This window comes from uncultured Photobacterium sp. (assembly GCF_947502415.1).
Lineage (GTDB): Bacteria > Pseudomonadota > Gammaproteobacteria > Enterobacterales > Vibrionaceae > Photobacterium.
Genome location: NZ_CANMZV010000021.1, coordinates 21,070 through 47,039 on the forward strand (window position 1 = coordinate 21,070; position 25,970 = coordinate 47,039).

At 48.8% G+C, this 25,970-nt stretch carries 28 protein-coding genes, 1 other RNA gene and 2 pseudogenes; 20 read left to right on the plus strand and 11 right to left on the minus strand.

Annotated features, from left to right (window positions below; all coding sequences use genetic code 11):
- Positions 1–106: 106 nt before the first annotated feature.
- The 4 genes from epd to mscS all read left to right on the plus strand — a co-directional run bounded on the left by epd (position 107) and on the right by mscS (position 4,702).
- A complete protein-coding gene (epd, locus tag Q0852_RS18490) occupies positions 107–1,147 on the plus strand; it encodes an erythrose-4-phosphate dehydrogenase (RefSeq protein ID WP_299020517.1) in 1,041 nt (346 codons plus the stop codon).
- Between the two features lie 77 nt (positions 1,148–1,224).
- Entirely contained in the window at positions 1,225–2,388 is a 1,164-nt protein-coding gene (locus Q0852_RS18495) for a phosphoglycerate kinase (protein ID WP_299020520.1), read from the plus strand.
- 141 nt (positions 2,389–2,529) lie between these two features.
- On the plus strand, positions 2,530–3,606 hold the full coding sequence (fbaA, locus tag Q0852_RS18500; protein WP_299020522.1) for a class II fructose-bisphosphate aldolase: 1,077 nt from the start codon (positions 2,530–2,532) through the stop codon (positions 3,604–3,606).
- Between the two features lie 211 nt (positions 3,607–3,817).
- Positions 3,818–4,702, plus strand: coding sequence for a small-conductance mechanosensitive channel MscS (gene mscS / locus Q0852_RS18505; protein WP_299020525.1), 885 nt, complete (start codon positions 3,818–3,820; stop codon positions 4,700–4,702).
- 67 nt (positions 4,703–4,769) lie between these two features.
- Here the strand turns inward: mscS and Q0852_RS18510 are convergent, their stop codons facing one another.
- Together Q0852_RS18510 and Q0852_RS18515 are read right to left on the minus strand one after the other, a co-directional pair.
- Positions 4,770–5,291 (minus strand): YbaK/EbsC family protein, encoded by a 522-nt coding sequence (locus Q0852_RS18510; RefSeq protein WP_299020528.1) that lies wholly within the window; start codon positions 5,289–5,291, stop codon positions 4,770–4,772.
- A pseudogene (locus Q0852_RS18515) lies at positions 5,284–5,580 on the minus strand (LysE family transporter); the annotation flags it as partial. The pseudogene Q0852_RS18515 and the gene Q0852_RS18510, both read right to left, overlap by 8 nt.
- Between Q0852_RS18515 and Q0852_RS18520 the strand changes: the two are divergent.
- Together Q0852_RS18520 and Q0852_RS18525 are read left to right on the plus strand one after the other, a co-directional pair.
- Positions 5,578–6,156: pseudogene (locus Q0852_RS18520) on the plus strand (ArgP/LysG family DNA-binding transcriptional regulator); the annotation flags it as partial. The pseudogenes Q0852_RS18515 and Q0852_RS18520 sit on opposite strands and share 3 nt — an antisense overlap.
- 185 nt (positions 6,157–6,341) lie before the next feature.
- The gene (locus Q0852_RS18525) at positions 6,342–7,040 is read left to right on the plus strand and encodes an oxidative stress defense protein (RefSeq protein ID WP_299020530.1); all 699 of its coding nucleotides are present in this window, start codon (positions 6,342–6,344) and stop codon (positions 7,038–7,040) included.
- 124 nt (positions 7,041–7,164) lie between these two features.
- Here Q0852_RS18525 and serA read toward each other — a convergent pair whose 3' ends face one another.
- The 5 genes from serA to zapA all read right to left on the minus strand — a co-directional run bounded on the left by serA (position 7,165) and on the right by zapA (position 10,730).
- Positions 7,165–8,394, minus strand: coding sequence for a phosphoglycerate dehydrogenase (gene serA, locus Q0852_RS18530; RefSeq protein ID WP_299020532.1), 1,230 nt, complete (start codon positions 8,392–8,394; stop codon positions 7,165–7,167).
- 260 nt (positions 8,395–8,654) lie between these two features.
- A complete protein-coding gene (gene rpiA / locus Q0852_RS18535; RefSeq protein ID WP_299020535.1) occupies positions 8,655–9,314 on the minus strand; it encodes a ribose-5-phosphate isomerase RpiA in 660 nt (219 codons plus the stop codon).
- Positions 9,315–9,496: 182 nt separating this feature from the next.
- Positions 9,497–10,099, minus strand: coding sequence for a 5-formyltetrahydrofolate cyclo-ligase (locus Q0852_RS18540; protein WP_299020538.1), 603 nt, complete (start codon positions 10,097–10,099; stop codon positions 9,497–9,499).
- 139 nt (positions 10,100–10,238) lie between these two features.
- Positions 10,239–10,420, minus strand: a non-coding RNA gene (ssrS, locus tag Q0852_RS18545) — 6S RNA.
- A 7-nt stretch (positions 10,421–10,427) separates the two neighbouring features.
- Positions 10,428–10,730, minus strand: coding sequence for a cell division protein ZapA (gene zapA / locus Q0852_RS18550; RefSeq protein WP_299020540.1), 303 nt, complete (start codon positions 10,728–10,730; stop codon positions 10,428–10,430).
- Between the two features lie 346 nt (positions 10,731–11,076).
- Here zapA and Q0852_RS18555 point away from each other — a divergent pair, with 346 nt between their 5' ends.
- The 4 genes from Q0852_RS18555 to gcvH all read left to right on the plus strand — a co-directional run bounded on the left by Q0852_RS18555 (position 11,077) and on the right by gcvH (position 14,792).
- The gene (locus tag Q0852_RS18555) at positions 11,077–11,724 is read left to right on the plus strand and encodes a UPF0149 family protein (RefSeq protein ID WP_299020542.1); all 648 of its coding nucleotides are present in this window, start codon (positions 11,077–11,079) and stop codon (positions 11,722–11,724) included.
- A 22-nt stretch (positions 11,725–11,746) separates the two neighbouring features.
- Positions 11,747–12,934 (plus strand): 2-octaprenyl-6-methoxyphenyl hydroxylase, encoded by a 1,188-nt coding sequence (ubiH, locus tag Q0852_RS18560; RefSeq protein WP_299020545.1) that lies wholly within the window; start codon positions 11,747–11,749, stop codon positions 12,932–12,934.
- A gap of 2 nt (positions 12,935–12,936) precedes the next feature.
- Positions 12,937–14,145: an FAD-dependent 2-octaprenylphenol hydroxylase gene (locus tag Q0852_RS18565; RefSeq protein ID WP_299020546.1), complete on the plus strand. Its 1,209-nt coding sequence runs from the start codon at positions 12,937–12,939 to the stop codon at positions 14,143–14,145.
- A gap of 263 nt (positions 14,146–14,408) precedes the next feature.
- Entirely contained in the window at positions 14,409–14,792 is a 384-nt protein-coding gene (gene gcvH, locus Q0852_RS18570; protein WP_367278171.1) for a glycine cleavage system protein GcvH, read from the plus strand.
- 67 nt (positions 14,793–14,859) lie between these two features.
- Here gcvH and Q0852_RS18575 read toward each other — a convergent pair whose 3' ends face one another.
- Positions 14,860–15,063, minus strand: a complete 204-nt coding sequence (locus Q0852_RS18575) for a DUF1107 domain-containing protein (protein WP_299020553.1) — start codon at positions 15,061–15,063, stop codon at positions 14,860–14,862.
- A gap of 493 nt (positions 15,064–15,556) precedes the next feature.
- Here Q0852_RS18575 and Q0852_RS18580 point away from each other — a divergent pair, with 493 nt between their 5' ends.
- The 3 genes from Q0852_RS18580 to nqrM are packed head-to-tail and all read left to right on the plus strand — an operon-like array spanning position 15,557 to position 16,591.
- On the plus strand, positions 15,557–15,898 hold the full coding sequence (locus tag Q0852_RS18580) for a DUF134 domain-containing protein (protein ID WP_299020555.1): 342 nt from the start codon (positions 15,557–15,559) through the stop codon (positions 15,896–15,898).
- Position 15,899: 1 nt separating this feature from the next.
- On the plus strand, positions 15,900–16,397 hold the full coding sequence (locus Q0852_RS18585; RefSeq protein WP_299020558.1) for a NifB/NifX family molybdenum-iron cluster-binding protein: 498 nt from the start codon (positions 15,900–15,902) through the stop codon (positions 16,395–16,397).
- The gene (gene nqrM / locus Q0852_RS18590; protein WP_299020559.1) at positions 16,394–16,591 is read left to right on the plus strand and encodes a (Na+)-NQR maturation NqrM; all 198 of its coding nucleotides are present in this window, start codon (positions 16,394–16,396) and stop codon (positions 16,589–16,591) included. Before Q0852_RS18585 ends, nqrM begins: the two co-directional genes overlap by 4 nt.
- A 32-nt stretch (positions 16,592–16,623) precedes the next feature.
- Here the strand turns inward: nqrM and Q0852_RS18595 are convergent, their stop codons facing one another.
- Positions 16,624–17,085 carry an aminoacyl-tRNA deacylase gene (locus Q0852_RS18595; protein WP_299020560.1) on the minus strand — a complete coding sequence of 154 codons (462 nt, stop codon included), beginning with the start codon at positions 17,083–17,085 and terminating at the stop codon, positions 16,624–16,626.
- A gap of 3 nt (positions 17,086–17,088) precedes the next feature.
- Entirely contained in the window at positions 17,089–18,069 is a 981-nt protein-coding gene (ygfZ, locus tag Q0852_RS18600) for a tRNA-modifying protein YgfZ (protein ID WP_299020561.1), read from the minus strand.
- Positions 18,070–18,358: 289 nt separating this feature from the next.
- On the opposite strand from ygfZ, the gene Q0852_RS18605 reads away from it, so the two are divergent.
- The 3 genes from Q0852_RS18605 (at position 18,359) to Q0852_RS18615 (ending at position 21,072) form a co-directional block, all read left to right on the plus strand.
- Positions 18,359–18,619, plus strand: coding sequence for a succinate dehydrogenase assembly factor 2 (locus tag Q0852_RS18605; RefSeq protein ID WP_299020562.1), 261 nt, complete (start codon positions 18,359–18,361; stop codon positions 18,617–18,619).
- On the plus strand, positions 18,567–19,022 hold the full coding sequence (locus Q0852_RS18610) for a protein YgfX (protein ID WP_299020631.1): 456 nt from the start codon (positions 18,567–18,569) through the stop codon (positions 19,020–19,022). The genes Q0852_RS18605 and Q0852_RS18610 overlap by 53 nt, the downstream gene beginning before the upstream one ends.
- Before the next feature lie 220 nt (positions 19,023–19,242).
- Positions 19,243–21,072: a methyl-accepting chemotaxis protein gene (locus tag Q0852_RS18615; RefSeq protein ID WP_299020563.1), complete on the plus strand. Its 1,830-nt coding sequence runs from the start codon at positions 19,243–19,245 to the stop codon at positions 21,070–21,072.
- Between the two features lie 80 nt (positions 21,073–21,152).
- Here Q0852_RS18615 and nadB read toward each other — a convergent pair whose 3' ends face one another.
- A complete protein-coding gene (gene nadB, locus Q0852_RS18620) occupies positions 21,153–22,778 on the minus strand; it encodes an L-aspartate oxidase (protein ID WP_299020564.1) in 1,626 nt (541 codons plus the stop codon).
- A gap of 380 nt (positions 22,779–23,158) precedes the next feature.
- Here nadB and rpoE point away from each other — a divergent pair, with 380 nt between their 5' ends.
- The 4 genes from rpoE to Q0852_RS18640 are packed head-to-tail and all read left to right on the plus strand — an operon-like array spanning position 23,159 to position 25,905.
- Positions 23,159–23,737, plus strand: a complete 579-nt coding sequence (gene rpoE / locus Q0852_RS18625; protein ID WP_299020566.1) for an RNA polymerase sigma factor RpoE — start codon at positions 23,159–23,161, stop codon at positions 23,735–23,737.
- Positions 23,738–23,761: 24 nt separating this feature from the next.
- Positions 23,762–24,409, plus strand: a complete 648-nt coding sequence (locus Q0852_RS18630) for an RseA family anti-sigma factor (RefSeq protein WP_299020567.1) — start codon at positions 23,762–23,764, stop codon at positions 24,407–24,409.
- Positions 24,410–24,421: 12 nt separating this feature from the next.
- On the plus strand, positions 24,422–25,411 hold the full coding sequence (gene rseB, locus Q0852_RS18635) for a sigma-E factor regulatory protein RseB (RefSeq protein WP_299020568.1): 990 nt from the start codon (positions 24,422–24,424) through the stop codon (positions 25,409–25,411).
- Positions 25,408–25,905: a SoxR reducing system RseC family protein gene (locus Q0852_RS18640; protein ID WP_299020569.1), complete on the plus strand. Its 498-nt coding sequence runs from the start codon at positions 25,408–25,410 to the stop codon at positions 25,903–25,905. Before rseB ends, Q0852_RS18640 begins: the two co-directional genes overlap by 4 nt.
- Positions 25,906–25,970: the final 65 nt, after the last annotated feature.

A 25,970-nucleotide genomic window follows, 5' to 3' on the forward strand; every position in this document is an offset into this window, starting at 1 on the left:
GATTTGTAATTATTTTTAACAATCAGGTGATAGGGGTCACAATTAAGGTGATTCTCTGCTTTGCTTGGTATACACTAACGCGGCTTAGTAAATTTGTAGCACGGATATGACACTAAAAGTCGCAATAAATGGATTCGGTCGCATCGGACGCAGTGTGCTTCGCGCACTGTACGAAAGCGGCAAAAATCATCAGATCAACGTCGTGGCGGTCAATGAACTGGCTGAGCCTGAAGCAATGGCTCACCTGTTGCAGTACGATACCAGCCATGGACGTTTCCATAAGCCTGTCAGCCATGACCAGGAGCACCTTTTTATCGCTCAGGAAAATGGTGACCAAGACAGCATCCGAATTCTGCATCAACCCGACCTTAACCTGTTGCCATGGAAAGATCTCGACGTCGACATTGTGCTCGACTGTACCGGTATCTATGGCTCGAGGGCTGATGGCGAGGCACATATTAATGCTGGTGCTGACAAGGTGTTGTTTTCTCATCCGGGCGCTAACGATATCGACAATACCATCATTTATGGTGTGAACCATGAGACGCTCAGACCGGAACACCGCATTGTTTCCAACGGCTCTTGTACCACCAACTGTATTGTCCCGGTAATTAAGGTTTTGGACGACACCTTCGGTATTGAATCCGGCACCATTACTACAATTCACTCGGCAATGAATGACCAGCAGGTCATTGACGCCTACCACACTGATTTACGCCGTACCCGCGCAGCCAGCCAGTCAATTATTCCAGTCGATACTAAACTTCATCTTGGTATCGGTCGTATTTTTCCGAAATTTTCTGACAAATTTGAAGCGATATCTGTGCGTGTTCCGACAATAAATGTCACAGCGATGGATTTAAGTGTCACAGTTAAAACAAATGTGAAAGTTAATGACATAAATCAATCACTGGCGGAGGCGTCTCGTTGTACATTAACTGGCATAGTTGATTACACCGAAGCACCACTTGTATCAATTGACTTCAATCACGATCCCCATAGCGCGATTGTAGATGGCACCCAGACTAGGGTTAGTAACCAGCACCTGATTAAGATGTTGGTGTGGTGTGATAATGAATGGGGATTTGCCAACCGGATGCTAGATACCGCGTTGGCCATGCACAAAACCAGTGCAGAACAAGAGTAAGAATTATAGGGCTTGGCAGTGACGCCGGGCCGACAAAAACTTTGACTTTAAATTAATCAATGTTGAGAGGACAAACCATGTCTGTAATCAAGATGACTGATCTGGACCTAGCAGGTAAACGCGTATTTATCCGTGCGGACCTAAACGTGCCAGTAAAAGACGGTAAAGTAACTTCTGATGCTCGTATTCTTGCATCACTTCCAACTATCAAACACTGCGTGGAAGCTGGTGCGAAAGTGATGGTTACTTCTCACCTAGGTCGTCCTACTGAAGGTGAATACGCGGAAGAGTTCTCTCTACAGCCTGTTGTTAACTACCTAAACGACGCACTGGATTGCGAAGTTAAACTAGCAAAAGACTACCTTGACGGTATCGAGCTTAACGCTGGTGAGCTGGTTGTTCTTGAAAACGTTCGCTTCAACAAAGGCGAGAAGAAGAACGAAGAAGAGCTATCTAAGAAGTACGCGGCACTGTGTGACATCTTCGTAATGGATGCATTCGGTACGGCTCACCGTGCTCAGGCTTCTACTCACGGTGTTGGCATGAACGCACCAGTAGCTTGTGCTGGTCCTCTACTGGCTAACGAGCTTGATGCACTTGGCAAAGCAATGGACAAGCCTGCTCGTCCAATGGTTGCTATCGTTGGTGGTTCTAAAGTTTCTACTAAGCTAACTGTTCTGGAATCTCTATCTAAAGTTGCAGACCAGCTAGTTGTTGGTGGTGGTATTGCGAACACATTCATCGCAGCTGCTGGCCACAATGTTGGTAAATCTCTATACGAAGCTGACCTGGTAGGAACTGCTAAGAAGCTAATGGATGAGTGTGCAATTCCTGTTGCAACTGACGTAGCTTGTGCAAAAGCTTTCGATGAAAACGCAGAAGCTGAAATCAAGCACGTATCTGAAGTTCAGGACGACGATATGATCTTCGACCTGGGTCCTGATTCAACTGCAGAATTGGCGAAAATCCTGAAAGATGCGAAAACCATCCTATGGAATGGCCCTGTAGGCGTATTCGAATTCAAGAACTTCGAAGCGGGTACTGAAGGTATCTCTCGTGCAATCGCTGAATCTGAAGGTTTCTCTGTAGCCGGTGGTGGTGACACGCTAGCAGCTATCGACAAGTTCGGTATCAAAGCTGACGTTTCTTACATCTCTACTGGTGGCGGTGCGTTCCTTGAGTTCGTTGAAGGTAAGGTTCTTCCTGCCGTTGCTATGCTTGAAGAGCGTGCAAAAGCGTAATTGACGGGGTGGGAGCTTTGGCTCCCGTCCATTAATTGTTTGTTAAACAGATCAAGTTTTTATAGAATACTTGGCTGAAAGCAAACGATTGCAAAAGATTTAATATTACACACAGACAACAAGGCAAATAGGACTATTGTTATGTCTAAGATCTTCGATTTCGTAAAACCTGGTGTTATTTCTGGCGACGACGTACAGAAAGTTTTTGAAGTTGCAAAAGAAAACAAATTTGCACTTCCAGCAGTTAACGTTGTTAACACTGACTCTATCAACGGTGTTCTAGAAGCTGCTGCTAAAGTTAAAGCTCCAGTAATCGTTCAGTTCTCTAACGGCGGTGCTGCATTTTTCGCTGGTAAAGGTCTGAAACTAGAAGGTCAGGAAGCACAAATCAAAGGTGCTGTAGCTGGTGCAAAATACGTACACGCTATTGCTGAAACTTACGGTGTACCAGTGATCCTTCACACTGACCACGCTGCTAAGAAACTACTTCCATGGATTGACGGTCTACTAGACGCTGGTGAAGAGTTCTTCGCTCAAACTGGTAAGCCTCTATTCTCTTCTCACATGATTGACCTGTCTGAAGAGTCTCTAGAAGAAAACATCGAAATCTCAGCTAAGTACCTAGAGCGTATGGCTAAGATGAACATGACTCTAGAAATTGAACTAGGTTGTACTGGTGGTGAAGAAGACGGCGTTGACAACACTGATATGGATCAGTCTGAGCTGTACACTTCTCCTGAAGACGTTGCTTACGCATACGAGAAACTAAACGCTGTTAGCCCACGTTTCACTATCGCAGCCTCTTTCGGTAACGTACACGGTGTTTACAAGCCTGGTAACGTTGTTCTGACTCCAACTATCCTACGTGACTCTCAGGCATACTGTTCAGAGAAATTCGGCCTAGAAGCTAACTCTCTAAACTTCGTATTCCACGGTGGTTCTGGTTCTACTGAAGCAGAAATCCAAGAGTCTATCGGTTACGGTGTTATCAAAATGAACATCGATACTGATACTCAGTGGGCTAACTGGGATGGTATCCGTCAGTTCGAAGCTGAGAACCACGACTACCTACAAGGCCAGATCGGTAACCCAACTGGTCCTGATGCACCTAACAAGAAGTTCTACGATCCTCGCGTATGGCTACGTGCTGGTCAGGCTTCAATGGTTGCTCGCCTTGAGAAAGCATTCGCTGACCTTAACGCAATCGACGTACTGTAATTAGTTCGTTAACCGCGTAAGCGAAAAACAGTTTGAAAAAGCCCGCTTTTGCGGGTTTTTTTTTGCCTGTAGTTCACGGATGAAAGCATCAGTTTGCTAATTAATTGGTATCTGTATTAGCCAGAGGTATTATTTTACAGGTATAAATTGCTGCTGGTGGCGATCATCGCCCGGCCAAACATAACAACAATGGAAAGAGAGAAAATAAAGTATGACAGAGAGTGTTGCGGAAACTGTGGTCGAAACTATTACGGAGAATGAGTTAGCCACCGGAGTGATGAATGCCGGCAACTGGGTAGCAGATAATCAGGATCTGCTGATCCAATACGGTGTGAATATTATCTCTGCCTTGCTGATCTTGTTTGTCGGTAACCTTATTGTCAAAGCAATTGCTAACGGTGTTGCGAAAGTTTTGCGCAAGAAGGATATGGATGATGCAGTAGTAGAGTTCCTTCATTCGCTGGTGCGTTACCTACTGTTTGTTATTGTACTGATTGCGGCTTTGGGGCGTGTCGGAGTGCAGACCGCTTCAGTGGTTGCTGTGATTGGTGCCGCCGGTTTGGCTGTCGGCTTGGCTTTGCAAGGCTCGCTATCAAATTTTGCTGCCGGAGTGCTGATTGTGGCCTTCCGTCCGTTTAAGTCTGGCGATTATGTAGAAATTGGTGGTGTAGCGGGTTCGGTTGAATCGATCCAGGTGTTCTCGACGGTATTGAATACACCGGATAACAAAATGGTGGTCGTGCCGAATGCTGCTGTGATTGGTGGCCCGATTACTAACTACTCGCGCCATGCAACTCGCCGCATCGATTTGGTGATCGGTGTATCTTATGATGCTGATCTGAAACATACCAAGGAAGTTCTTACCCGTGTAATTGATGCGGATACGCGTATTTTGCAAGATCCGGCGCCAACGATCGGGGTATTGGCTCTGGCAGATTCATCGGTCAACTTTGCCGTGCGTCCTTGGGTAAAAACGTCTGATTACTGGGGCGTTTATTTTGATTTGATGCAGGCGGTCAAAGAAGAGCTGGATAAAGAAAATATCGGTATTCCTTATCCGCAGATGGATGTGCACCTCAATAAGCTCAACGGTTAAGTAGATAGACTCAGCACAATAAAAATGGAGCCGCATGGCTCCATTTGTCTATCTGGGATGCAGATGTTTATGCCTGCTCGGCTTCTTTTTCCGGCAGCAAAATGACGGCGTTTGGCATTGCTTCCAGCAGGGTCATCAGGGATGATGAAGCAAAGGCAAAAGTTAAGTTCGGCTTGCCTGGCGTGAACATCAGTTCCGGATAGCTAAAGACAACCGGATCCACAAGAATACGAATATCATCAGGCAGGCCGAAAGGACAGACAGCTCCGGGTTCGCAGCCAATGGCTTCAATCATCTCTTCATTACTGCAAACGGATACTCGTTTGCCAAGTACTTGCTTAACCAGTTTGCTGTCCAAACGGTTATCGCGGTGGGTCAGCAGCAAGCAGTGTCCACCTCCCTTGATTTTCAGAAACAGGCTCTTGGTAGGCGCGGCAGTCCAGCCTTGCTCTTTGGCTATTCGGGCATCGGTCTCGAAGTCGAGGATCGGTTCGTGTTGCCATGACTGATAATCCACGCCGGTTTGACTGAAAAGGTTAATATTTTTCTGATAGATAGCTTCCAGTGAAGCTGCGGATGCGTTAACCAAGGTAGCTCTCCCATAAGCCGTATGCCAGATGTGCGGCGATAAAGAACATCATCGCTGCAACGAGGCCGCCGATAGAGCCCAGTATAACCACTGTATCCAAATACAAATGTGGGTTAAGTACAGTTACGGCAAGTGCACCTAAGATGACGGCGCGCCGACCGCGAGCCATGACTTCCTGTTGTTGTTCTTTTTGACCCGGGGAAGCAAAGGCACTTTTTAGTGACATGGCGCCATAGACGGTCAGGAAGGCGATACCGCCAAGGGTGACAGTAAAGAGCAAAGTTTCATTGCTATAAATGCAGATAGTCTGGCGACCTGGCTTTTGCCTGCCTTGAGTCCGCTTTTGAAGTCACGACGAATAGAGTTAAACCTGCTGGTTGAGGATGAAATCCGAACTCTGGATAAATTACGCAGTGGCGAGGTGGTTGGGGCGATCAGTATGGAATCCAATTCTTTGCCAGGCTGTGTGGCTGATTATCTTGGTCGGGTTGATTACCTCTGTGTTGCCAGTCCTGAGTTTGCCAAGAAATATTTTTCTGACGGAGTGACAAGGGAGAGCCTGCTGGCTGCGCCGGGGGTGGCGTTCGAGCAGCATGATGATATGCATGAACGCTTTGTTCACCAGCATTTTAACTTGCCGCTGGGGAGCGTGATGAAGCATACGGTGAGATCGTCCGAGGCCTTTGTCAGGGTGGCTGTCGAGGGGGTTGCTTATTGCCTGATCCCGAGGGTGCAGATTCAGAATGAACTCGACAGTGGCTTATTGATCAACCTGATCCCGGAAGTTTTTTTGACTAGCAGGATGTACTGGCATCACTGGGCGTTGGAAAGTGGAGTTCTGAGTGAGTTGTCACAACTGTTGATCAGGCATGCCCGTAAGGTGTCGCCCCAGTACGATCTGCCCGTTAATCGGTGCAATGTTAGCTTGTCGGGTAGCGTAAAAAATAAAACGTCGTGCGATATATTTTGCCTGTTAGGGATTTTTTGTCGTTCCCAGTTGTCGAATGGGCAACAGACTTTTTTACCGGTATAACCAACTAGGATAATCTTATGAAAAAACAGCTGTTAGCCGTGGTATTAGGATTGAGTTCATTAGGTTTTGCTGGGGCGGCGTCAGCTCAAATGACGGTACCTCACCTTGAAACTGTCGGTAGTGGTGAAGTAACGGCCCAGCCGGATATGGCTGAGTTTTCGGTTGCAGTCGAAGAGACGCGAGCCTCGGCGAAGGAAGCCAAGCAAGCGGTTGATAAGGCAGTAACGGCATTTGTGGAGCGTTTACTGGCGCAAGGGGTAGAGCGTTCGGATATTCAGAGTGCAAACATCAGCTTGCAGCCACAGTACCACTATCCAAAGGATAAGAAGCCGGAGCTGACGGGTTATCGAGCCAGCCGTTATGTGACTGTGACGGTCAGGGCGTTGGATAAGCTTAATACCTACCTTGATAATGCGCTGGGGGATGGGATCAACCGGATCAACAATATCAACCTGAAAGTCAGTAATGAAGCCGAATATATCGAAAAGGCTCGCCAGGTCGCAATCAAAGATGCCATCGCTAAAGCTGAGTCGTTGGCGAAAGGGTTTGGTGAAAAGCTTGATGGGGTTTGGCGTATTACTTATCAGGTAGCAAGTCCCCGTCCGGTAATGATGCGGATGGCGATGGATGCGGCTCCAGAGGTTTCAGCGACATACCAGGATACCGAGATCACTATCCGTGATCGGGTTGAGGTGGTATTTAAGTTAGAAGATTAAAGTTTCCTTAGATACAAAAAGGAGAGCAAATGCTCTCCTTTTTTATATTGGCTAGCTTGGCTCTAGAGCCTTACTTTAATGTTTTGCTTTGGTGCTCGAGCTTTGACGGCACTTACTTTGCTGGTTAGTGCAAAATTCGCGCTCGGATCGTACCGTCGATGACTTTCAGTTTTGATAGTGCCTCTTCGGCTCGTTCGGTCTCGACATCAATAACGACGTAACCGATCTTCGGACCCGTCTGTAGGAATTGAGCGGCGATATTAATCCCTTCAGAAGCAAAAATCGTAGTGATTTGGTTCAGGATCCCCGGGCGGTTTTCATGGATATGGAGCAGGCGAGAACACTCGCGGTGCTCTGGCAGTGATACTTCCGGGAAACCGACGGCTGACAGGGTTGAGCCGTTGTCCGAATACTTCACTAGCTTGCCAGCGACTTCTACCCCGATGTTTTCCTGGGCTTCCTGAGTTGAACCGCCTATATGCGGCGTTAACAGGACATTATCAAATTTCGTCAGTGGTGAGGTGAATGGGTCGTTATTGGTCTTTGGCTCGACTGGGAAGACATCAACAGCAGCTCCCGCTAGGTGTTTGCTTTCCAGTGCGCTGCATAGGGAGTCAATTTCGACCACGGTACCGCGGGCGGCATTGATAAAGATGGCTCCCGGTTTCATGCGGGCAAATTCTTCGGCGCCCATCATGTTTTGGGTGTCCGGTGTTTCCGGAACATGCAGGCTGATCACATCACATTTGTTTAATAGCTCGGTCATTGAACGAACTTGGGTGGCATTACCGAGCGATAGCTTGTTCTCGATATCATAGAAATAGACTTTCATACCGAGGTTTTCGGCTAGGATCCCCAGCTGGGTACCAATGTGACCATAACCGATGATACCGAGACGCTTACCGCGCGCTTCGAAAGAGTGATTTGCAGATTTTTGCCACTCACCACGGTGAGCTTTGGCGTTCTTTTCCGGAATACCACGCAGTAATAGCAGGATTTCACCTAATACTAGTTCGGCAACACTACGGGTATTGGAGAACGGGGCGTTGAAGACTGGAATACCACGCTTGGTTGCTGCATCAAGGTCAACTTGGTTGGTACCGATACAGAAGCAGCCAACGGCAGTGAGTTTCTTCGCGGCATCAAAGACCTCTTCAGTTAGCTGGGTACGGGATCGGATACCGATGAAGTGGGCGTCTTTGGCTGCTTCCAGCAGTTCGTCACCTGACAGGGAGCCCTTGTGGTATTCAATATTGGTGTAACCGGCTTGCTGTAAAACTTCAATTGAAGAAGGGTGAAGGCCTTCTAATAAGAGAATTTTAATCTTTTCTTTATCCAGTGAAACTTTAGCCATTGGTTCTCATCCTTAAAAACATGAATATGGCGATCTGGCGGATAAACCCGTAGGACTGACAGGAAAGAGTAAGCATGGATATTTTCCTGCATGCCGCCTGAGATCGCTAACTCAAACGATTGCTACATGCTGAATATTAAAGTAACAAAAAATATCCGCGTTGGGTAAGAATATTACGAAACAGCCAAGAAAAAACGGCATAAATTATGCCGTTTTGTAATCAAATAACATAAATAAGTACAGCTTAGGAGCTAACTTATTTATTTTTCAAACTTTTTAACGCCTTCTGGGGAACCCATCAGCAGAACGTCGGCCCCGCGGTGGGCAAACAGGCCGACAGTGACTACACCTGGCAGGGCGTTGATTTTGTCTTCCAGTTCTTTTGCGTTGGTAATTTCCATGTCGTGGACATCCAGGATCACATTGCCGTTATCGGTAACGATTCCTTCGCGGTACACTGGATCGCCGCCAAGTTTTACTAGTTCACGGCCGATGAAAGAGCGTGCCATCGGAATAACTTCTACTGGTAGTGGGTACTTACCCAGCACGTCAACCTGCTTGGTATCATCAACGATACATATAAAACGTTTGGCGATTGCCGCGACAATTTTTTCACGGGTTAGTGCTGCGCCGCCGCCTTTGATCATGTCGAACTCGCCGTTGATTTCGTCAGCACCGTCAACGTATACATCCAGGTTGGAGACTTCGTTTGCATCCAGAACCGGGATACCGATTTTTTCCAGGCGTTCAGTCGAGGCAATCGAGCTAGATACAGCACCTTTGATTTCTTCTTTACGGGTTTCTAGAGCGTCGATGAAGTGATTGACGGTTGAGCCGGTGCCCACACCTACAATGCTGCCTTTTTTTATGTAGTCCAGTGCAGCCCAGCCGGCAGCTTTTTTCATTTCATCTTGTGTCATGCCTTTCTCCTAGTGATGACAAACGTTACGCGGAGCGCTGATTATAGCTAACTGGCTCCCTGTACGTCAGGTCAATTATTTGATCGAGATCTCTGTTTTCAGTTTGGTCGTGATCAGAAAAGAGAAAATACAAGAAGTAATGTTGTTCGACACTTACAGGCAAGAGAAAGGCGCGGCAGCACTTACCAGGTAAAGTGATAAGAAGGTGTCAGAATTTCCGGTAAGGGAACATCCCAGGTTTCAAAGGGCAGGTTGTCGACTTGCTGGCAGTCGTGGGCCAGTCCCAGCGGTTGCGGGCCGAGCCGTTCATTGTGCCAGCGGTTCAGAGTCCGATCGTAGTAGCCGCCTCCCATGCCCAGCCGTTGACCGGTACAGTCAAAAGCGACCAGCGGGGTGCAAACCAGATCGAGCTCGCTGACCGGTTTTACCTGGCGAATATCCAGAGCCGGTTCCCGGATTTGGTACTTGTTCTGTGTCATGCGTGTGTCAGGCGTATAGTGCAGGAAAAGCAAGTGGCCTTTGCTGAACGGATGCAGAACCGGTAGGTAAACCGATTTGTCATGCTGCCATAGCCAGTCGATGAGTGGTTGGGTATCTATTTCTCCATCATTAGAGAGATACAGAGCAATGTGCTGGGCGCCAAGCACACAGGGCAATTGCTGAAAGCGGATCAGGAGTTCCTGGGCGTCATGCTCTTGTTGTTCCGGGCTGAGTGCGCGGCGGCGCTGACGGATCTGTTGACGAATATGTTGTCGAGAAGCCAAGGGTTGAACAGCTGATCTCATAGGTCATCCAATGACAGAGTTTGTTCGATTATAGAGTATTGATTATAGAGTATTGCAAGAAGCGAGTATCGGATGGAGGTGGTGCTAGGATCTTGATAGTTCGATTTTTGTAACAGATAGAACTAATAAAGATAGAAGGTATGCCCCAAGGTGCCGTTGCGAATTGTGGCCCTTGAACCAGACGTTCAAGGTGGATCAGCAACATTAACCGTAGGCTTCTCAGTACGAGCTGAGCATGCTCAATAGCTAATAACAGCCAATCCTGGGTATTTGCTTATCGGCTCGGGGACGTTAATTCACTGACGTACACCCCAGGGTCAATTCATTATCAACGCTTTGGTTGATTTTGCAATGCTTTATCCAAACTTTCTGCTAATTCGCTGATTCGATTGGATAAATTTGAATCATTGCCTCGTTGTTCTTTGCGTTCTTTATGCAATTCGTTACAAATATTCAGGCCAGTAAACATTAGCAGCTGCTCGGCATTGCTAATGTTAGTGCGTTCCGACAAGTCTTTCAGACGCTGGTCGAAATCCTGTGCCGCTTCACGCAGTGCCTCTTCCTGACCAACTGGACAGTTTACCTTTAGGGTACGGCCCAATACTTGAATTTCAACAGCCTGAGTACTCATAAACTTTTTATCTTGCTCCGTGCCAGATTATTAATTTGGCATTCCGCTTGCGATACGCGATTGGTGGCTAAATATAGAAAAAGCCTTTTCAACATGCAAGCTTGCTTATCACGCTTTGCGGTGAATGCTGGCTGACTAATCAGATCTTGACCATATTGATACAAACAACGGCCCGTCAAAAGGCAGTGTTTGCCATTGCCGCTGTATTGTCACTGCAGCTGAATTTTTATGTTTGGGATTATCAGGCGATTAGCCTGTTCTCAACCTAAGTGATAGCATAACATAGTTATACTCAAGAGGTTACTTGAGTATAAATTGGCACCAATGAAATTAAGGTTAAGAGCCCATGAGCGAAGTGAAATTACCCGCGTATGACGCTGTGGATGCAGCATTGAAAGAACACGGCCTAGCGGTATCTCCGTCAGAGCTTCACGGCCTGCTGAGTGGTATGGTTTGTGGCGGTCTGGCCGTTGACGGTGAAAACTGGGTCGGTCCGGTCAGTGACTACGCCAATGAAGGCGAGCCTTTAACCGATGGTGCAAAAGCTATTGTTCGAACTGTTTTTGATGTCGCCGCTGATGAGTTAGGGCAACTGGCTCAAACCTTGTTCAGTTCGACGGCAGCAGAGCTTGCCGATGCGGAATTCAATGTTTCCTTGTTGTTGCCGGCAGATAATGCCGATTTGATGCTGCGTGCTGAAGCATTGAGCGAGTGGACAACAAACTTTATTTCAGGCCTGGGTTTGATGGGGGTGGAAAAAGCCAAACTATCGCCGGATGTGACCGAGGCCGTATCTGTGCTGGAAGAAATATCTCAGCTAGGAATTGATGAAGACGAGGATATGGCAGAGCAGGCACAGTTATTCAAAAATGTGGTTGCCTATGTACCTGAGTGCGTTCTGACTTGCCTGGTTGAATTGAGCCAGCGCCCTGGTGCGGTCGAGGAGCCGGCTGTTCCGGGCCTTGGTCAGGATAAGAAGCCAACTCTGCATTAAAAACTAACGGTAGGGAGTGGATGTGAAGCAGTATGATGTTGTCATTGCCGGTGGGGCAATGGCGGGCGCGACACTGGCGGTAGCCCTTAATAACCTCAGCGGTGGTCGCTTGAAGGTTGCGGTGGTAGAAGCTGTTGCGCCCAAGCTCGATCAGCACCCGGGTTATGATGCCCGGAGTATTGCTCTGTCTCTAGGATCGGCTAACTTATTGCAGGATATCGGTATTTGGCCGCAGGTGGCAGAACTTGCTACGCCGATTTCCCATATTCATGTCTCGGATCAGGGGCATGCCGGTATTGCCCATATTGATGCCGGTGAGCAGGGTGTTGATGCTTTGGGATATGTCGTTGAGTTGGCTGATGTGGGTACCTTGCTTCACAAGCAGCTTAATGATCTTGAGCAGGTTGACTTGCTTTGCCCGGCGATGATCACTGACATCTTGCGTAGCCAGGAAGCCGTTACCTTGACGTTGGAGCAGGGCGGTTCGATCAGCGGTAAGCTGCTGGTTACTGCTGATGGTGCTCTGTCGGGATGTTGTGACAGGTTGGGGATCGGCCGTAGTGAGTATGATTTCGGCCAAGTTGCTGTGATTGCCAATATTACAACGGCTGAAGTTCATAAGGGACGTGCGTTTGAGCGCTTCACACCTTACGGCCCGGTTGCTTTGCTGCCCATGTCGGAAGGCCGTAGCTCGCTGGTCTGGTGTATTCAGCCGGAAGAGCAGCAAAAAGTGCTGAGCTGGAGTGATGAACAGTTCTTGGCCGAGTTGCAAAAGGCTTTTGGCTGGCGTCTCGGACAATTGGTGAAAACCGGCTCACGCTGTGCTTATCCGCTACTCCTTCGCCAGGCCCAGCGGATCACCTCCCACCGGGTGACGGTGGTCGGCAATGCCGCCCAAACCTTGCACCCGATAGCCGGTCAGGGGTTCAATCTTGGGTTGCGTGATGTTATGACACTTGCTGAGGAAGTTGTGCGCGGGGTGGAAACTGGAGAGGATCCGGGCAGTACATCGGTTTTAAGCCGTTACCGCCAGCGCCGTGCGCCGGATCGCGAAGCGACGGTAGGCATGACATCAGGTCTGGTCGGACTGTTTGCCAACTGCAGCTTGCCGCTGGTGGTTGGCCGCAATACCGGACTGTTGGTGATGAGCCTTTTTGATACATTAAAAGCACCGCTGATACGGCGGGCAATGGGACAGGTAGAAAGATAATAATGATGCAAAGTGTTGATGTTGCCATTATCGGCGGCGGCATGGTGGGGTTAGCCCTGGCTGCGGCGCTTGCCGATACCGAGCTGCGTGTTGCTGTAATTGAAGGCAAGTTGCCTGAGCCTGAACTGGCACCATTGCCGGATTTGCGTGTCTCGGCTCTGAGCCGAGCCAGTGAGCGTATATTGCGCCGTGTCGGAGCCTGGCCTGGAATTGAATCGCGTCGCCTGAGCCCATACGGAAAAATGCAGGTTTGGGAGCAGGACAGCTTCGCCAGTATCGAATTTGATGCGGCACGCCTGGCTCAGCCGAATTTGGGACATATTGTCGAAAATCGGGTGATCCAGCTGGCTTTGCTGGAGCGGATCCAGCAATTGCCTAATGTGACGTTGCTGGCACCGGAACACTGTCAGAACATTGCCTTTGGTGAGAGTGAAGCCTGGCTGAGTCTGGCATCAGGCAAGAGCCTGACCGCCAAGCTGGTAGTTGGTGCTGATGGTGCGAATTCCTGGCTCCGTAGCCAATTGGATATCCCGTTGACTCATTGGGACTACGGCCACAGTGCGGTAGTTGCCAATATTCGTTGCAGCGAAGTTCATGCAGAGACAGCCCGTCAGATATTTCGCCCGAAGGGGCCTTTGGCTTTTCTGCCGTTACCGGAAAAAGATTTGTGCTCGATTGTCTGGTCACTGCCGCCGCTTGAAGCTGAGCATCTTTGTGACTTGAGCGACGAGGAGTTTAACAAGGTACTGACTGCCGCGTTTGATCATCGACTTGGCCTTTGCAAAGTGGAAGGTGCTCGTCAGGCATTTCCGCTGAGGATGCGTTATGCCCGTGATTTTGTGCGTGAGCGTGTTGCTTTGGTGGGAGATGCCGCCCATACCATCCACCCACTGGCGGGTCAGGGGGTAAATTTGGGACTGCTTGACGCTGCCAGCCTGGCACAGGAATTAAAGGCCCTGTGGCAACAAGAGCAAGACATTGGCAAGAAGGCAAACCTGCGCAATTACGAGCGTTGGCGTAAAGCGGAAGCGGCCAAGATGATCACGACAATGCAGGCATTTCGTGATTTGTTTGACGGTAGCAGCCCGGCGAAAAAATTGGTGCGTGATATTGGTATGTTTATTGCCGATAAGGCTCCTGGCGTGAAAGATGAATTTATGCGCCGTGCCCTGGGTCTGACCGGTGACTTACCGGATCTGGCTAAGCCATAAGTTGTGTGAGCTGTAACTTTAGAGTTAGAAACCGTCTCTCAGGAGGCGGTTTTTTTATGGGTCATTAATTTATAGGGATTATTTGATCACACTTTGATTTTTTTCACCTACAGTAAATAACAGGAAAACTAGTCCGATGGACTAAATTATGATCGCAGCCATGTCAGTTTGAGGAGCTGTACCTGTGTTTTATTCTCTGCATTTATCTCTATGAACGTTAGGTGATAGGCAGGTTTTCATAAGGAAGTTTCACCATGAGCTATATTCCCTCTGAGTTGAAGTATACCAATACCCATGAGTGGGTACGTCCTGAAGGTGGTGGTGTGTTTACCGTCGGTCTTACTGATCATGCCCAGTCGTTACTGGGAGATATGGTTTTTGTTGATTTGCCTGAGCTGGATGCGGCAACGGAAGCAGGAGAGGACTGCGCCATTGCTGAATCAGTTAAAGCTGCATCGGATGTCTATGCGCCGCTGACAGGGCTTGTGGTTGCGGTTAATGAGGATTTGGAAAACTCCCCAGAACTGCTCAATAGCGATCCATATGGTGATGGGTGGTTATTTCAGATCAAGGTGGAGGATGAAAGTGAATTTGCGGATTTACTTGATGCGGATAACTACCTCGATCTGGTTGATGAATCAGAGTAGCCAGTGAAAAAAGCAAAGCCCACAACAATAGTGGGCTTTGGTTAGTAGAAAAAGAATTTTACTGACGTTACGTGAATTCTTTGAGGCGTTTTATTTCTCGGTTAATTTCATTCACTGTCTGAAAATGTCGTTGCTGAGCTTTGACTGGCACAAGCAACATTCCGTTGTTGAATTCATAGCCTCCTCGGCCATCAATGTAGATCCTTCCACTAAATAAACGGCTTACATGCTTTGCGATTAATTGGGGCACGTAGCGTTTGAACATGCGCATATTTTGTCAGCCTTGTCTAAGTTTCGAACGGGGCGATTGTAAGGTAAACACTGTGAAAGTTTTGTGACTATTCCAGCATAATATCGATGTTAAATTTAACTGAGTGGTTTATTTTTTGTTGTCTTCTGAAATCAACAGAATAATGCTCTGTTAATTCCATCTTTAAAATAATAAATATGAATTAAAAATTATTCTCGTCAATGTGATTGAAGCGAATTATTAATTGATAATTATGACGTTATCTTCACTTTTTCAGTAATGGCGCGGTTATTAGTTTGGACGGGTATCGCTTTTTTACTGCTTTTTTATGAACTGGATTTTTTTGTTATCGGGTTATATCAGAGTTTTATTCTGAATTTACTCTCTGGTCTGAGTTGTTCCTATCTCCGCTCTTTTTTCTACCTCTTTACATTTTTCTGTCTTAGATCAAAAAAAGTTTTTGGCATACGCCAATAATATAACTGTTATTGGCATATGCCAGAAAGAGGATGTAATGCCCAGACCCAAAAAAGAGCGCCGGATTGGCTGTCGCCCGGCTCATAGTTGCTTTAAGCCAAATGGTATACCGATGTCGCAGCTCGACAGTATTGCACTGGCTCCCGATGAGCTAGAAGCGATCCGGCTGGTGGATTTAAACGGCCTGAATCAACAGGCTGCAGCTCAGGAGCTGGGTGTTTCTCGGCAGACACTCGGCAATATCGTTGCCAGTGCCAGGCATAAGGTTGCGCAGGCCCTGGTTAAGGGGATGGCCCTGGAACTTCAGCCTGTCTCGCAACAATCACTCATTGGCGGAGTCGATGAACAATGTTCTTCGGCCCATAAACAGGACAAATAAAATGTCGTTAGCAATAGCAATTACACCTCGCAGCGAGGTTGCAGGTCATTTTGGCAAGGCTGCTGCCTTCTTGGTTTTTGATGATGCGGGACAACTGATTCATCAACTGGATAATCGCGGTAGCCGGGAAATCGGCTGCAAGCATAAAAAAATGCTCCAGCGTCAGCTTGGCGATCTTGGAGTAAGAGAAATTGTTCTCGGTAATGTCGGCCAGCGCTCATTGGCTCGCTTGCTTAATGCTGGTTTCAAGATCAGCCGGGTACCACCACGCAGCCCTGTATCCATGGTGCTTGATGGTGAGGTAGCTCGTGAAGAGTTAACTGCACCGGAGCAGGGCCGTCCTTGTAAGCGTGAAAAGGGCGATTGCGGCTGTGGCTGTGGCTGTGGCAGTAAGAAAAAAGCCCAGCCAGCGAAAGTTGGCACTATGATGCATAGAAGAGGGATGAACAGAAAGATGAGCCTATCCGGTCTGAATAAGATTGGAGGGTTGAAGTTATGACATTATTGCTTACGCTAATGATTTTTCTGCTGGTAATTGTAGCAATGGCCATCGGTTGGATTATTAAGAAGAAGACTATCTCGGGCAGCTGCGGCGGTTTGGCGAGCGTTGGTATCGACAGAGAATGCGATTGCGAAGAGACTTGTGAAACTCACCAGTTGTACCAGATCCAGGAACCACAGAAAAAGCGTTAGTAAAAAGCAGGGGCAACCCTGCTTTTTTTGTCCTAGCGGCAGATATCAGCGAACATTGGGTCGCAGAGCAACAACAGATCGTCGGTATCAAGCTCAATACCTGCCATGCGGTCTCCGCTGCTGATATTGACGCGTGAGTGATGAGTGATGCTATGGTCGAAAATCACCGGCAGTGGCTTTTTCAGTCCGACTGGTGCCACGGTGCCGATCACCAGTCCCGTCACTTTTTCCACATCACTGGCATCGGCGCAGGTCATACGGCGGCAGCCGAACATGGCCCGGACTTTCTTGGGATCGACTTGAGCAGGTCCTGGCACACAGGCAAGGACGTGGAAGCCTCCCATATCCCGCAGCAGGATAGATTTCACCATTTGCTGTGGGTCGACGCCACGCTCTTGTGCCGCTTCTTCGATGGTTTTGGCTGGTTTGGTGTGAGGAAGAAGTCGGTACTCGACGCCTTCTTGTTCCAAATAAATAATTACAGGTGTTTGCATGGCTTACTGATTATCTTCCAGCGAGTATGGTAGCGGTTGCTTTTGCCATAGTGCTTTCTGATCGGCCAGACGGAACTGGGTGTCTTCATCCAGATCATTGGGTAAGCCAACCAAGGCAATGGCTTGACCATCGGCAAATTGGTAGGCAGTGATAACCGTTCCGCCCTTGCGCCAGTTTTCACCGACACTGCGTTCTAGGCTATCCCCTGCCTGCGGGCACTCATCAGCTGTTCCGCTGACGATATACATAGCGCGTTTATTGGTACCACGGTATTTGGCGCGAGCGACTGTTTCCTGGCCGGTATAGCAGCCTTTTTTGAAGCTAATGCCGTCAACGGCTTGCAGGTTCATTGCCTGAGGAATGAATTCCAGCTCAGTCGCTGCCTCGATTCGAGGAATCGCATGTTGGATATCGTACAGATCCCACAATGTGCTGTCCGATAGCTCAGCCCCCGGAGCCAGACGATTGGCCAGGGGGGCGGCTTCTTCTGGCGTGATTGCGATCAGCCAGCGTTGCTCGTCAATTTTGACCGCGGTGCCGTTTGCAAATGGACGAACATTACCTTCACCGCCTAGCTCGCGATCAATGACTGCTGTGGCTTGGTTACCAGTCAGGCCTAGCAGGATATCGTTGCTCTGCTCAATATCTACTTTGGAGAATACGGCATATTTTTTGAGTTCCAGTAGTTGGGTTGCCATCACGCTTTGGCGTTGCAGCAGGGCGTAGCTGTCGCGGTGATGGAACAGGCGAAATACGGTGCGCATTTTCCCTTTGGCATCGCAGTGGGCGCCGAAGGTTGATTCGTCTGCAGTCAGAGCCACAACATCACAGGTGACTTGTCCTTGTAGGTAGGATTTCTTGTCTTCTCCGAACAGGGTGACCAGACCCCAGTCAGCGAGGTCGACCAGCGCCAGATCCGGTAGGTTATCTTGCGCAGTAAGGGCAATTTTTTTGAAGTTCAAGGCATTTGACCAGGTGCTCATAGGGTATCCATGATTTGCTGGTAACTTGTCGGGATATCCCGAATTTGGCAATAGGTGACAGGCGAATAGGGACCGGCAAGTTACGTCTTTAAGTGAATGTTATTTTTCCTGCTATGTTAAAACGCTGGCTGGCATTTGTCAGCCCAAATACCTGATTCGTTAGATGGGTTATTTTGATCTTAGATCTCATCTTGGCGCTTTGCTTGTTCTTGCGCATGGTCGGTGTAAATTCTGACTGTTAGTATTGGGTCAATTGGATAAACGACCATGTTGAACGTTGAGGTTGTATATGTTGAGTGCCGATGAAAAAGCACGAGTGAAGTGGGCATGCCGTCGCGGTATGCTGGAATTGGATGTACTTATCATGCCGTTCTTTGAAGAGTGCTTTGATGAACTGTCTGAGCAGGAACAACAGGATTTCGTCTCATTGCTGACATGTGATGATCCAGACCTGTTTACCTGGATGATGAAGCATGGCCGAAGCGACAACCCAGCTCATGCGGCAATGGTGGACAAGATTGTTGCCCACAACAACAGCAAGCTTCGTTGATTTTGAGCTAGCTCCCTCCCGCCTTTCTGCTGCCGCGCTGGCTTGCCTTTATTCCTGTGTGGCAGTTTTACTGTTCTTTTCCTGGCTCCACACCTCCCTTCCTTTACCTATTGTTTTCTGTTGCCTTGATATGCTGATGCATGAATGGTTGACGCTGCATGTTTGCCGCCATTCGCTGCAGGGGCGTTTAGTTGTCAGTATGAGTGGAGATGTTCGTTGGCAGCAGGAGAAGTGGCATATCGACAGGGTGAAAATCCGCAATCGCTATTTCTTGTTGCTGCACATTCGTCGCCCGGGACAGGTTCGCTGGCTGTTGGTTTGTCACGATGCCTGCGATGAGCGTTCATATCGTGCACTATCTTTGATTTGTTACAGTGCTGTGAATTTTAGCAGTTCTGAATAATAAATATTAAAAATATGTACCGGGTCAAATGTGACTCAAAGATGTTTATTTTCAGTGGTTTGTTTTGCAATTATGCCGCGCCCTACGGATTAGGGCGGCTGGTCGGACTTAAAGCTTTGGTCTTAAAGGTCGATAAGTTATATCAGCGAAACACGGTACTGTTGTGGTACAGCAATAGACCCTCGCCTAGGGGGTAGCAATTGGGCTGGATGTAGTAGCAATGAAAATAAAACACAAACTTATGGGACTGACCGCACTGGCTGTAGCGGCTTTGCTGGTGGTTTTAGGGATGACTTGGCTGGCTAATGAGCGAGTGATGAAGATTGAAAATTCTTCAGCAGAAGTCAGTCAGTTAGAAGTGACTTTGTTGAATTTACGCCGTAATGAAAAAGATTTCCTGATGCGGATGGATGTGAAGTATCAGGGGAAATTCCAGAAAAACTACGATAGTTTCCACTCCCTGCTGACAGCATTGAAATCAGACTTGGACTCGCTGTCGATATCGTTACCTAGCTTGGATGCCCTGCCTAGTACCATGAGTAGCTACCATCAAGGAATGATGACTCTGATTCAGGGCTATCAGACTTTGGGATTGACGCCAAAACAGGGCTTGAAGCGTGAATTTAATACTCACGCAGAGGTTTTGGCAGAATCAGCCAGCGAGCAGCGGCTGGATATTCTGGCAGCCTCTAGCCTGATCCAGGCAGCCAGGCTGTTTGTGGTGACTGGTAATGACGTGTTTTTGAAAGAATACCAAAAAGCTGCTGAGTTTTATGGTGCAAAGTTGCAACAAGATTTTGGCATCGTTTATACCAATTTCACTAAGACTACAGAGAGAATTATCCGACAGTACCAAACTGTTGGCCTGAGCCATAAGAAAGGCCTGCGCGGTGATATTCGCAGTCAGTCGCGTTCGGTTGAAAAAGTATTTTCTGAAGTAGTCGAGCAGCTTGAAGCTAAGATCGATGCGGAGCGTAGTGCGACAGTAAAATGGATTATTGTTGCGGTGCTGGTTGTGATGGTGATGCTGATCAGTTTGTCGATGGTTATTAGTCAGTCTATCCAGCGTCGAGTTGAAGGACTAAGTCACTTAATGGCTAGTATTGCCAGCAGTAATGATCTGACCCAGATAGCTGATGAAGAAGGTAATGACGAGCTTGCCGATATGGCTAGGAACTTCAACGGCTTGCTGGCAAGCCTGCGTCTGTTGGTTGGTAATGTTCAGGGAGCAGTGACTGAGCTTGGTGCAGCTTCGGATCAGCTTCAGCGTCGTAGCCGTGAGTCAGAAGAGGCGATGGGCAAGCAGCAGTCTGAGACTGATTCGGTGGCGACGGCGATCACAGAGATGGGCGTGACTATCCGTGAAATTGCATCAAATACCGAAAATGCCGCAGCTAATGCCGACAGCAGCTACAACGGTGCGCAGGAAGGCTTGAGCGAAGTGACGGCGACGAAAGAGCGAATCCGTTCGCTGTCGGATGAATTATCGGAGACCAGTGGTGAGGTGGCGAGCCTGTCGACGCTGTCGGGTAATATTGGTTCGGTATTGGATGTGATTAAAGACATTGCTGAGCAAACTAACTTGCTGGCTTTGAACGCTGCTATTGAAGCTGCCCGTGCAGGCGAGCAAGGCCGAGGCTTTGCAGTCGTTGCCGATGAAGTCCGTTCGCTGGCGATGCGTACCCGTCAGTCGACTGAAGAGATCACCACTATTATTGCTTCGCTTCAGGAGCAGACTGATCAGGTGGTCGTGCATATTGGTCGCTGTCACGAACAGGGTGAGTTGAGTGTCTCTCAGGTTGATAGCGCCGAAGCTAAAATTAACCAGATTATGGCAGATATGCAGCTGATCATGGATACCAGCACCCAGATTGCCGCTGCAGTTGAACAGCAAAGTCTGGTGTCGGAAGAGATTGGCCAGAACGTCACATCGATTCGCGATATCACTAACCTGAACTCTAGCGTTGCCCATGAAAATGCCCAGGCGGCGAATGCGGTTGCCAATCAGGCGGTGTCGTTGGATGAGGCTATTGCAGCCTACCGGGTCTAACCTAACGTCAAGTTCTTTTAAAACAAAAAAATCCCTGCTTCGGCAGGGATTTTTTTATCTGTTATATTAACGATGCATTATTAGCACGGCTGATCCGGCACTAGAATCGTCGGTTTGGAGTCACCCTGCAGAACTGGGTAGTCCAGGGTGTAGTGGAGGCCGCGACTCTCCTTGCGTTCCAGCGCGCAGCGAACAATCAGCTCGGCGACTTGTAGCAGGTTACGTAGCTCGAGCAGGTTATTTGATACCCGAAAGTTACTGTAGTATTCGTTCGTTTCTTCCTTGAGCAGCTGGATTCGGCGCATAGCTCGCTCCAACCGTTTGGTTGTACGGACAATACCGACGTAGTCCCACATGAACAGACGCAGTTCATGCCAGTTGTGCTGGATCACCACTTCTTCATCAGAGCAGGTCACCTGGCTTTCATCCCAGCCCGGCAGGCTGGCCGGAATATCTACCTGATTCAGTTTGTCGCGGATATCTTCGGCTGCCGACCATGCATAAACCACACATTCAAGCAGTGAGTTAGAAGCCATGCGGTTGGCACCGTGCAATCCGGTATAGCTGACCTCACCGATGGCATATAGACCATCTAAGTCGGTGTGGCCTTGCTGGTCGACGAGGACACCACCACAGGTATAGTGGGCGGCCGGGACGATTGGGATCGGCTCTTTGGTGATATCGATACCGAAGCCCATCAGCTTTTCGTAAATAGTCGGGAAGTGTTTCTGGACGAAGTCGGCAGGTTTGTGGCTGATATCCAAGTACATGCAGTCGGCACCCAGGCGCTTCATTTCGAAGTCGATAGCCCTTGCCACCACATCTCGTGGGGCTAGTTCACCCCGTTCGTCGAAGTCAGGCATAAAGCGACTGCCGTCGGGGCGACGCAGGTAGGCCCCTTCGCCACGCAGCGCTTCGGTCATCAGGAAGTTACGCGCTTCCGGGTGGAACAGGCAGGTTGGGTGGAACTGGTTGAATTCCAGGTTGGCTACCCGACAGCCAGCACGCCAGGCCATGGCAATACCGTCGCCTGAAGAAACGTCCGGGTTGGAGGTGTACTGGTAGACCTTTGATGCCCCGCCAGTTGCCAGTACTACAAATTTGGCACGGACGGTTTCGACCCGTTCTTCATTCCGGTCCCAGATGTAGGCACCAAGCACCCGGTTGGGTTGGTCGGTGATCCCCAATTTCTGTTTGGTGATCAGATCCAGGGCATTGTGGCGTTCCAGTACTTCGATATTTGGATGATTGTGAACATTATCTTGCAGTGACATCTGAACGGCCATGCCAGTGGCATCAGCTGCATGCAGGATCCGGCGGTGACTATGACCACCTTCGCGAGTCAGGTGATAGCGTGGAGCTTCGTCATTGTTTTGATCGCCTTCTTCGCGGTCAAATGGTACCCCGCCATCGATTAGCCACTGGACACAGTGCTTGGCGTTTTCTGCAATAAAGCGAACCACCTTTTCATCACACAGGTGGGCCCCGGCAATTTGGGTATCCTGAACATGGGAATCAACGCTGTCCGACTCATCAAAGACGGCGGCAATACCGCCTTGGGCATAGTATGTCGCGCCTTCACTGCGCGGGCCCTTACTCAGGACCATCACTTTTCCGAGAGGAGCGAGGCGCAAGGCGAGTGACAACCCGGCAGCACCGCTACCAATGACTAATACATCACATGTATGTTCACGGTTTTCGTTCATATCGATTCATATCCCTGTGGTAATCGAACTATGTTACCAAATTACGACGCAGTTGTTCATTTTTGACTGTTGATTAACAACTTACTGGTTTGACACGGTATAATGCCCAGCGAATAGCAATGTTATACTGCGATATTGCGGGGAAAAATGCGCGCACTATTAATGAGAAATAATTTCTTTATGCCCGGGAACTTTGTATCTATACCCGAGTCTTAGATAGTGCTCATGCTCATATTTTCGTACGACTCTGTTTTGATTGAGCTTTACATGGCAGAAGCGCAATGCATCGCTTTTTTGATGATAATCCCTTAAATGGTTATTTATTAGCGAGGCGGGTACGAAATTACGAGTGCAAGACAGACATAGGAGTACACGCTCGAATGAGCGAGCAGCAAACTGATCAGGTATTAATTGAGCGGGTACAGCGTGGTGACAAGCAGGCATTTAACTTGTTGGTAGTAAAATACCAAAACAAGGTATGTAATCTGGTGGCTCGTTATGTCAACAACTCCGGTGATGTGCCGGATGTTGCTCAGGAAGCGTTTATTAAAGCGTATCGTGCTTTGCCTACTTTTCGTGGGGAAAGTGCGTTTTATACATGGCTGTACCGAATTGCCGTGAATACGGCGAAAAACTATCTGGTAGCTCAGGGGCGTCGTCCACCGGCGAGTGATGTTGATGCGGAAGAGGCTGAATACTACGAAAGTGGCAATGCCTTGAAAGAAATATCGAACCCTGAGAACCAAATGTTGTCTGATGAATTGAAGCAGGTAGTCTTCAGTACCATCGAAGCATTACCGGATGATCTGAAAACTGCAATTACCTTGCGCGAACTGGACGGTTTGAGCTACGAAGAAATTGCAGAAGTGATGGGTTGCCCGGTCGGTACGGTAAGATCACGAATTTTCCGAGCACGGGAGGCGGTCGAAAAACGGATTCGTCCCCTCATGCAGCGATAAGTGTAAAGCCAAACGGTGAAAAAAATGGCTGATAAAGAAAAAATCTCGGCATTATTAGATGGCGAAGAGCTGGATCAGAGCATTATCAATGCGTTGGCGGTTGATGACGACTGCCAGCAGTCGTGGCAGAGCTTCAACCTGATTGGTGATGTGATGCGAGGAGAAGCCCCGCAGAACAAGGATTGGGATATTGCTGCAAGTGTCGCTATGGCGCTGGAAAATGAGCCAGCACATACGGGCTTGACTGAGACGGAACCGGCACCGGTCGTTCAGTTATCGAGTGTACGAGAGGCGGTTGAGGCCCAACCGACACCTCTGCAGGCCAGGCGCACGATGCCGACTTGGCTGACTCAGTTTGGTCAGGTGACGATGGCTGCCTGTGTATCACTGGCCGTGATTGTTGGCGTACAGCAGTATAATGGTGACAGTGTGGTGAATTCACCGGCTGACTCACAACTTCCGGTTCTTCAGACCATTCCTTTTTCCGGTACTGCCGAACCTGTTAGTCTGACACGGGATTCTGTTCGCTCTAACAATCATAATGCACCGAGTGAAGCTCAAGTGATGGAACAACGTCGCCGTATTAACGCGATGCTTCAGGATTATGAATTGCAGCTGCGATTGAATGCCGAAGATGGCAGTATTGATAAAACATTGCTTGAAACAAACTGATCTGGCGGATAAATGAGAAAAATTCTGGTCGGTGTGATGACACTGGTCAGCCTGATGGTGCCATTGCAAGCCTCTGCTGAAGAGCCTGTTTCTTCGGCCGAGGCTTTGTTGCATCAAATGGACAAGGCTAGCCGGGAGCTCAGCTATGAGCTGTCCTACATACTAATTAAGAAAAATAGTATTGAACCGTTACGCTATCGTCATGCAGTACAAAATGGCGAAGTGTATGCGCACCTTATTTATCTCAGTGGGCCACCGCGAGAGGTGATCCAGCGAGGTAACGAGGTCAGCTATTTCGAACCGGGTCTCGACCCTTTCACAATTGACAGTAACAAAATGGTGGCACCATTGCCGCCGATTATGAAATCGGACATTGATGCGCTGGCCGGTTACTATGACTTTATCCCGATGGGGCGGGCCCGCGAGGCCGGCGTTGCCTGTGATGTAGTGCGCGTTGCTCCTAAGGATGGCGCACGCTATTCCTACTTGCTTTGGATTGATACCCGTAGCAAATTGGTGATGAGGGCTGATTTACTTGATCGTGATGGTGAGCCGTTGGAGCAGTACCGCGCGGTATCGTACGTTGTGAATCCGAAGGTAGGAGAAGTCCTGCAAAGCCTGAAAACAGTCGAGTTGCCGGCAGTAGTACAGTTGCCGCCACAGCCTCAGGCGAATCTAGGCTGGCAGGTTAACTGGTTGCCGCAGGGTTTTGAGTCGGTTTCCCGTAATCGTCACCGCCTGATGCTGACCGAGCGTCCGGTGGAGAGCAAAATGTTTTCTGATGGTTTGTTCAGTTTCTCTATTTATGTCTCGGCGGCTGATAGCTTTACTGTCCGCGAACAGCTGGTTCGCCAAGGACGTCGGACATTGCATAGCCACCTGATGAAAGATAAAGAAGTGACTGTCGTCGGGGACATTCCGCCGGCTACGGCACGGCGTGTGGCAGAATCCGTTGCGTTTAGCGCCGGAGCCGTGAATTCGGCAGGAGAAAACACACAATGATGCGTTCACTTGCAACTGTGGTGGCGGTTGAACCCGGCGCCATCACGGTTAGCTGTCAGCAGCAGACAAGCTGCGGTCACTGCGCTTCCCGTGACAGTTGCGGAACTGGTATTGTCAGTAAAGCGATACCGGGCCGCAGTCATCTCGTAAAAATACCTACCCGAACCCAAGTGACACTCGGCGACGTCGTGGAAATTGGCTTGTCGGAGCGAAGCATGCTGCACTCGGCGATGCTGGTTTATGTGCTGCCTTTGCTATTCTTGATCTTGGGAGCAGTTCTTGGACAGTGGTGGTTTGTCGATTTAGCCGATAGCGGTGAGCTGGGTGTTATCCTGACTTCCACGGTGAGCGCGGCGATCGGTTTGCTGCTGGCGCGTCGCCTGGCAAGGCGTATGGAAGGTCTTTCCGCCTATAAGCCAGACCTTATTCGGGTGCTTGGTAATCCTATTCAGAAAGATAGGGTGATAAATGCCGCATCGAAAGATAGCGACTAGCGGTGAAATTCGGTAGAATCTGCCAACTTGATCTGTAGATCCCATTCATTTTTAATCACGAGTTA

Coding starts and splice junctions, on each gene's coding strand:
- Q0852_RS18565 (WP_299020546.1), top strand. CDS start 12,937: ATGATGCAAAGTGTTGATGTTGCCATTATCGGCGGCGGCATGGTGGGG.
- Q0852_RS18640 (WP_299020569.1), top strand. CDS start 25,408: ATGATGCGTTCACTTGCAACTGTGGTGGCGGTTGAACCCGGCGCCATC.
- mscS (WP_299020525.1), top strand. CDS start 3,818: ATGACAGAGAGTGTTGCGGAAACTGTGGTCGAAACTATTACGGAGAAT.
- Q0852_RS18580 (WP_299020555.1), top strand. CDS start 15,557: ATGCCCAGACCCAAAAAAGAGCGCCGGATTGGCTGTCGCCCGGCTCAT.
- rseB (WP_299020568.1), top strand. CDS start 24,422: ATGAGAAAAATTCTGGTCGGTGTGATGACACTGGTCAGCCTGATGGTG.
- Q0852_RS18585 (WP_299020558.1), top strand. CDS start 15,900: ATGTCGTTAGCAATAGCAATTACACCTCGCAGCGAGGTTGCAGGTCAT.
- Q0852_RS18555 (WP_299020542.1), top strand. CDS start 11,077: ATGAGCGAAGTGAAATTACCCGCGTATGACGCTGTGGATGCAGCATTG.
- ygfZ (WP_299020561.1), bottom strand. CDS start 18,069: ATGAGCACCTGGTCAAATGCCTTGAACTTCAAAAAAATTGCCCTTACT.
- Q0852_RS18615 (WP_299020563.1), top strand. CDS start 19,243: ATGAAAATAAAACACAAACTTATGGGACTGACCGCACTGGCTGTAGCG.
- Q0852_RS18595 (WP_299020560.1), bottom strand. CDS start 17,085: ATGCAAACACCTGTAATTATTTATTTGGAACAAGAAGGCGTCGAGTAC.
- nqrM (WP_299020559.1), top strand. CDS start 16,394: ATGACATTATTGCTTACGCTAATGATTTTTCTGCTGGTAATTGTAGCA.
- Q0852_RS18605 (WP_299020562.1), top strand. CDS start 18,359: ATGTTGAGTGCCGATGAAAAAGCACGAGTGAAGTGGGCATGCCGTCGC.
- epd (WP_299020517.1), top strand. CDS start 107: ATGACACTAAAAGTCGCAATAAATGGATTCGGTCGCATCGGACGCAGT.
- Q0852_RS18610 (WP_299020631.1), top strand. CDS start 18,567: ATGCGGCAATGGTGGACAAGATTGTTGCCCACAACAACAGCAAGCTTC.
- Q0852_RS18575 (WP_299020553.1), bottom strand. CDS start 15,063: ATGCGCATGTTCAAACGCTACGTGCCCCAATTAATCGCAAAGCATGTA.
- Q0852_RS18495 (WP_299020520.1), top strand. CDS start 1,225: ATGTCTGTAATCAAGATGACTGATCTGGACCTAGCAGGTAAACGCGTA.
- Q0852_RS18540 (WP_299020538.1), bottom strand. CDS start 10,099: ATGAGATCAGCTGTTCAACCCTTGGCTTCTCGACAACATATTCGTCAA.
- fbaA (WP_299020522.1), top strand. CDS start 2,530: ATGTCTAAGATCTTCGATTTCGTAAAACCTGGTGTTATTTCTGGCGAC.
- rpiA (WP_299020535.1), bottom strand. CDS start 9,314: ATGACACAAGATGAAATGAAAAAAGCTGCCGGCTGGGCTGCACTGGAC.
- Q0852_RS18630 (WP_299020567.1), top strand. CDS start 23,762: ATGGCTGATAAAGAAAAAATCTCGGCATTATTAGATGGCGAAGAGCTG.
- serA (WP_299020532.1), bottom strand. CDS start 8,394: ATGGCTAAAGTTTCACTGGATAAAGAAAAGATTAAAATTCTCTTATTA.
- Q0852_RS18525 (WP_299020530.1), top strand. CDS start 6,342: ATGAAAAAACAGCTGTTAGCCGTGGTATTAGGATTGAGTTCATTAGGT.
- rpoE (WP_299020566.1), top strand. CDS start 23,159: ATGAGCGAGCAGCAAACTGATCAGGTATTAATTGAGCGGGTACAGCGT.
- nadB (WP_299020564.1), bottom strand. CDS start 22,778: ATGAACGAAAACCGTGAACATACATGTGATGTATTAGTCATTGGTAGC.
- zapA (WP_299020540.1), bottom strand. CDS start 10,730: ATGAGTACTCAGGCTGTTGAAATTCAAGTATTGGGCCGTACCCTAAAG.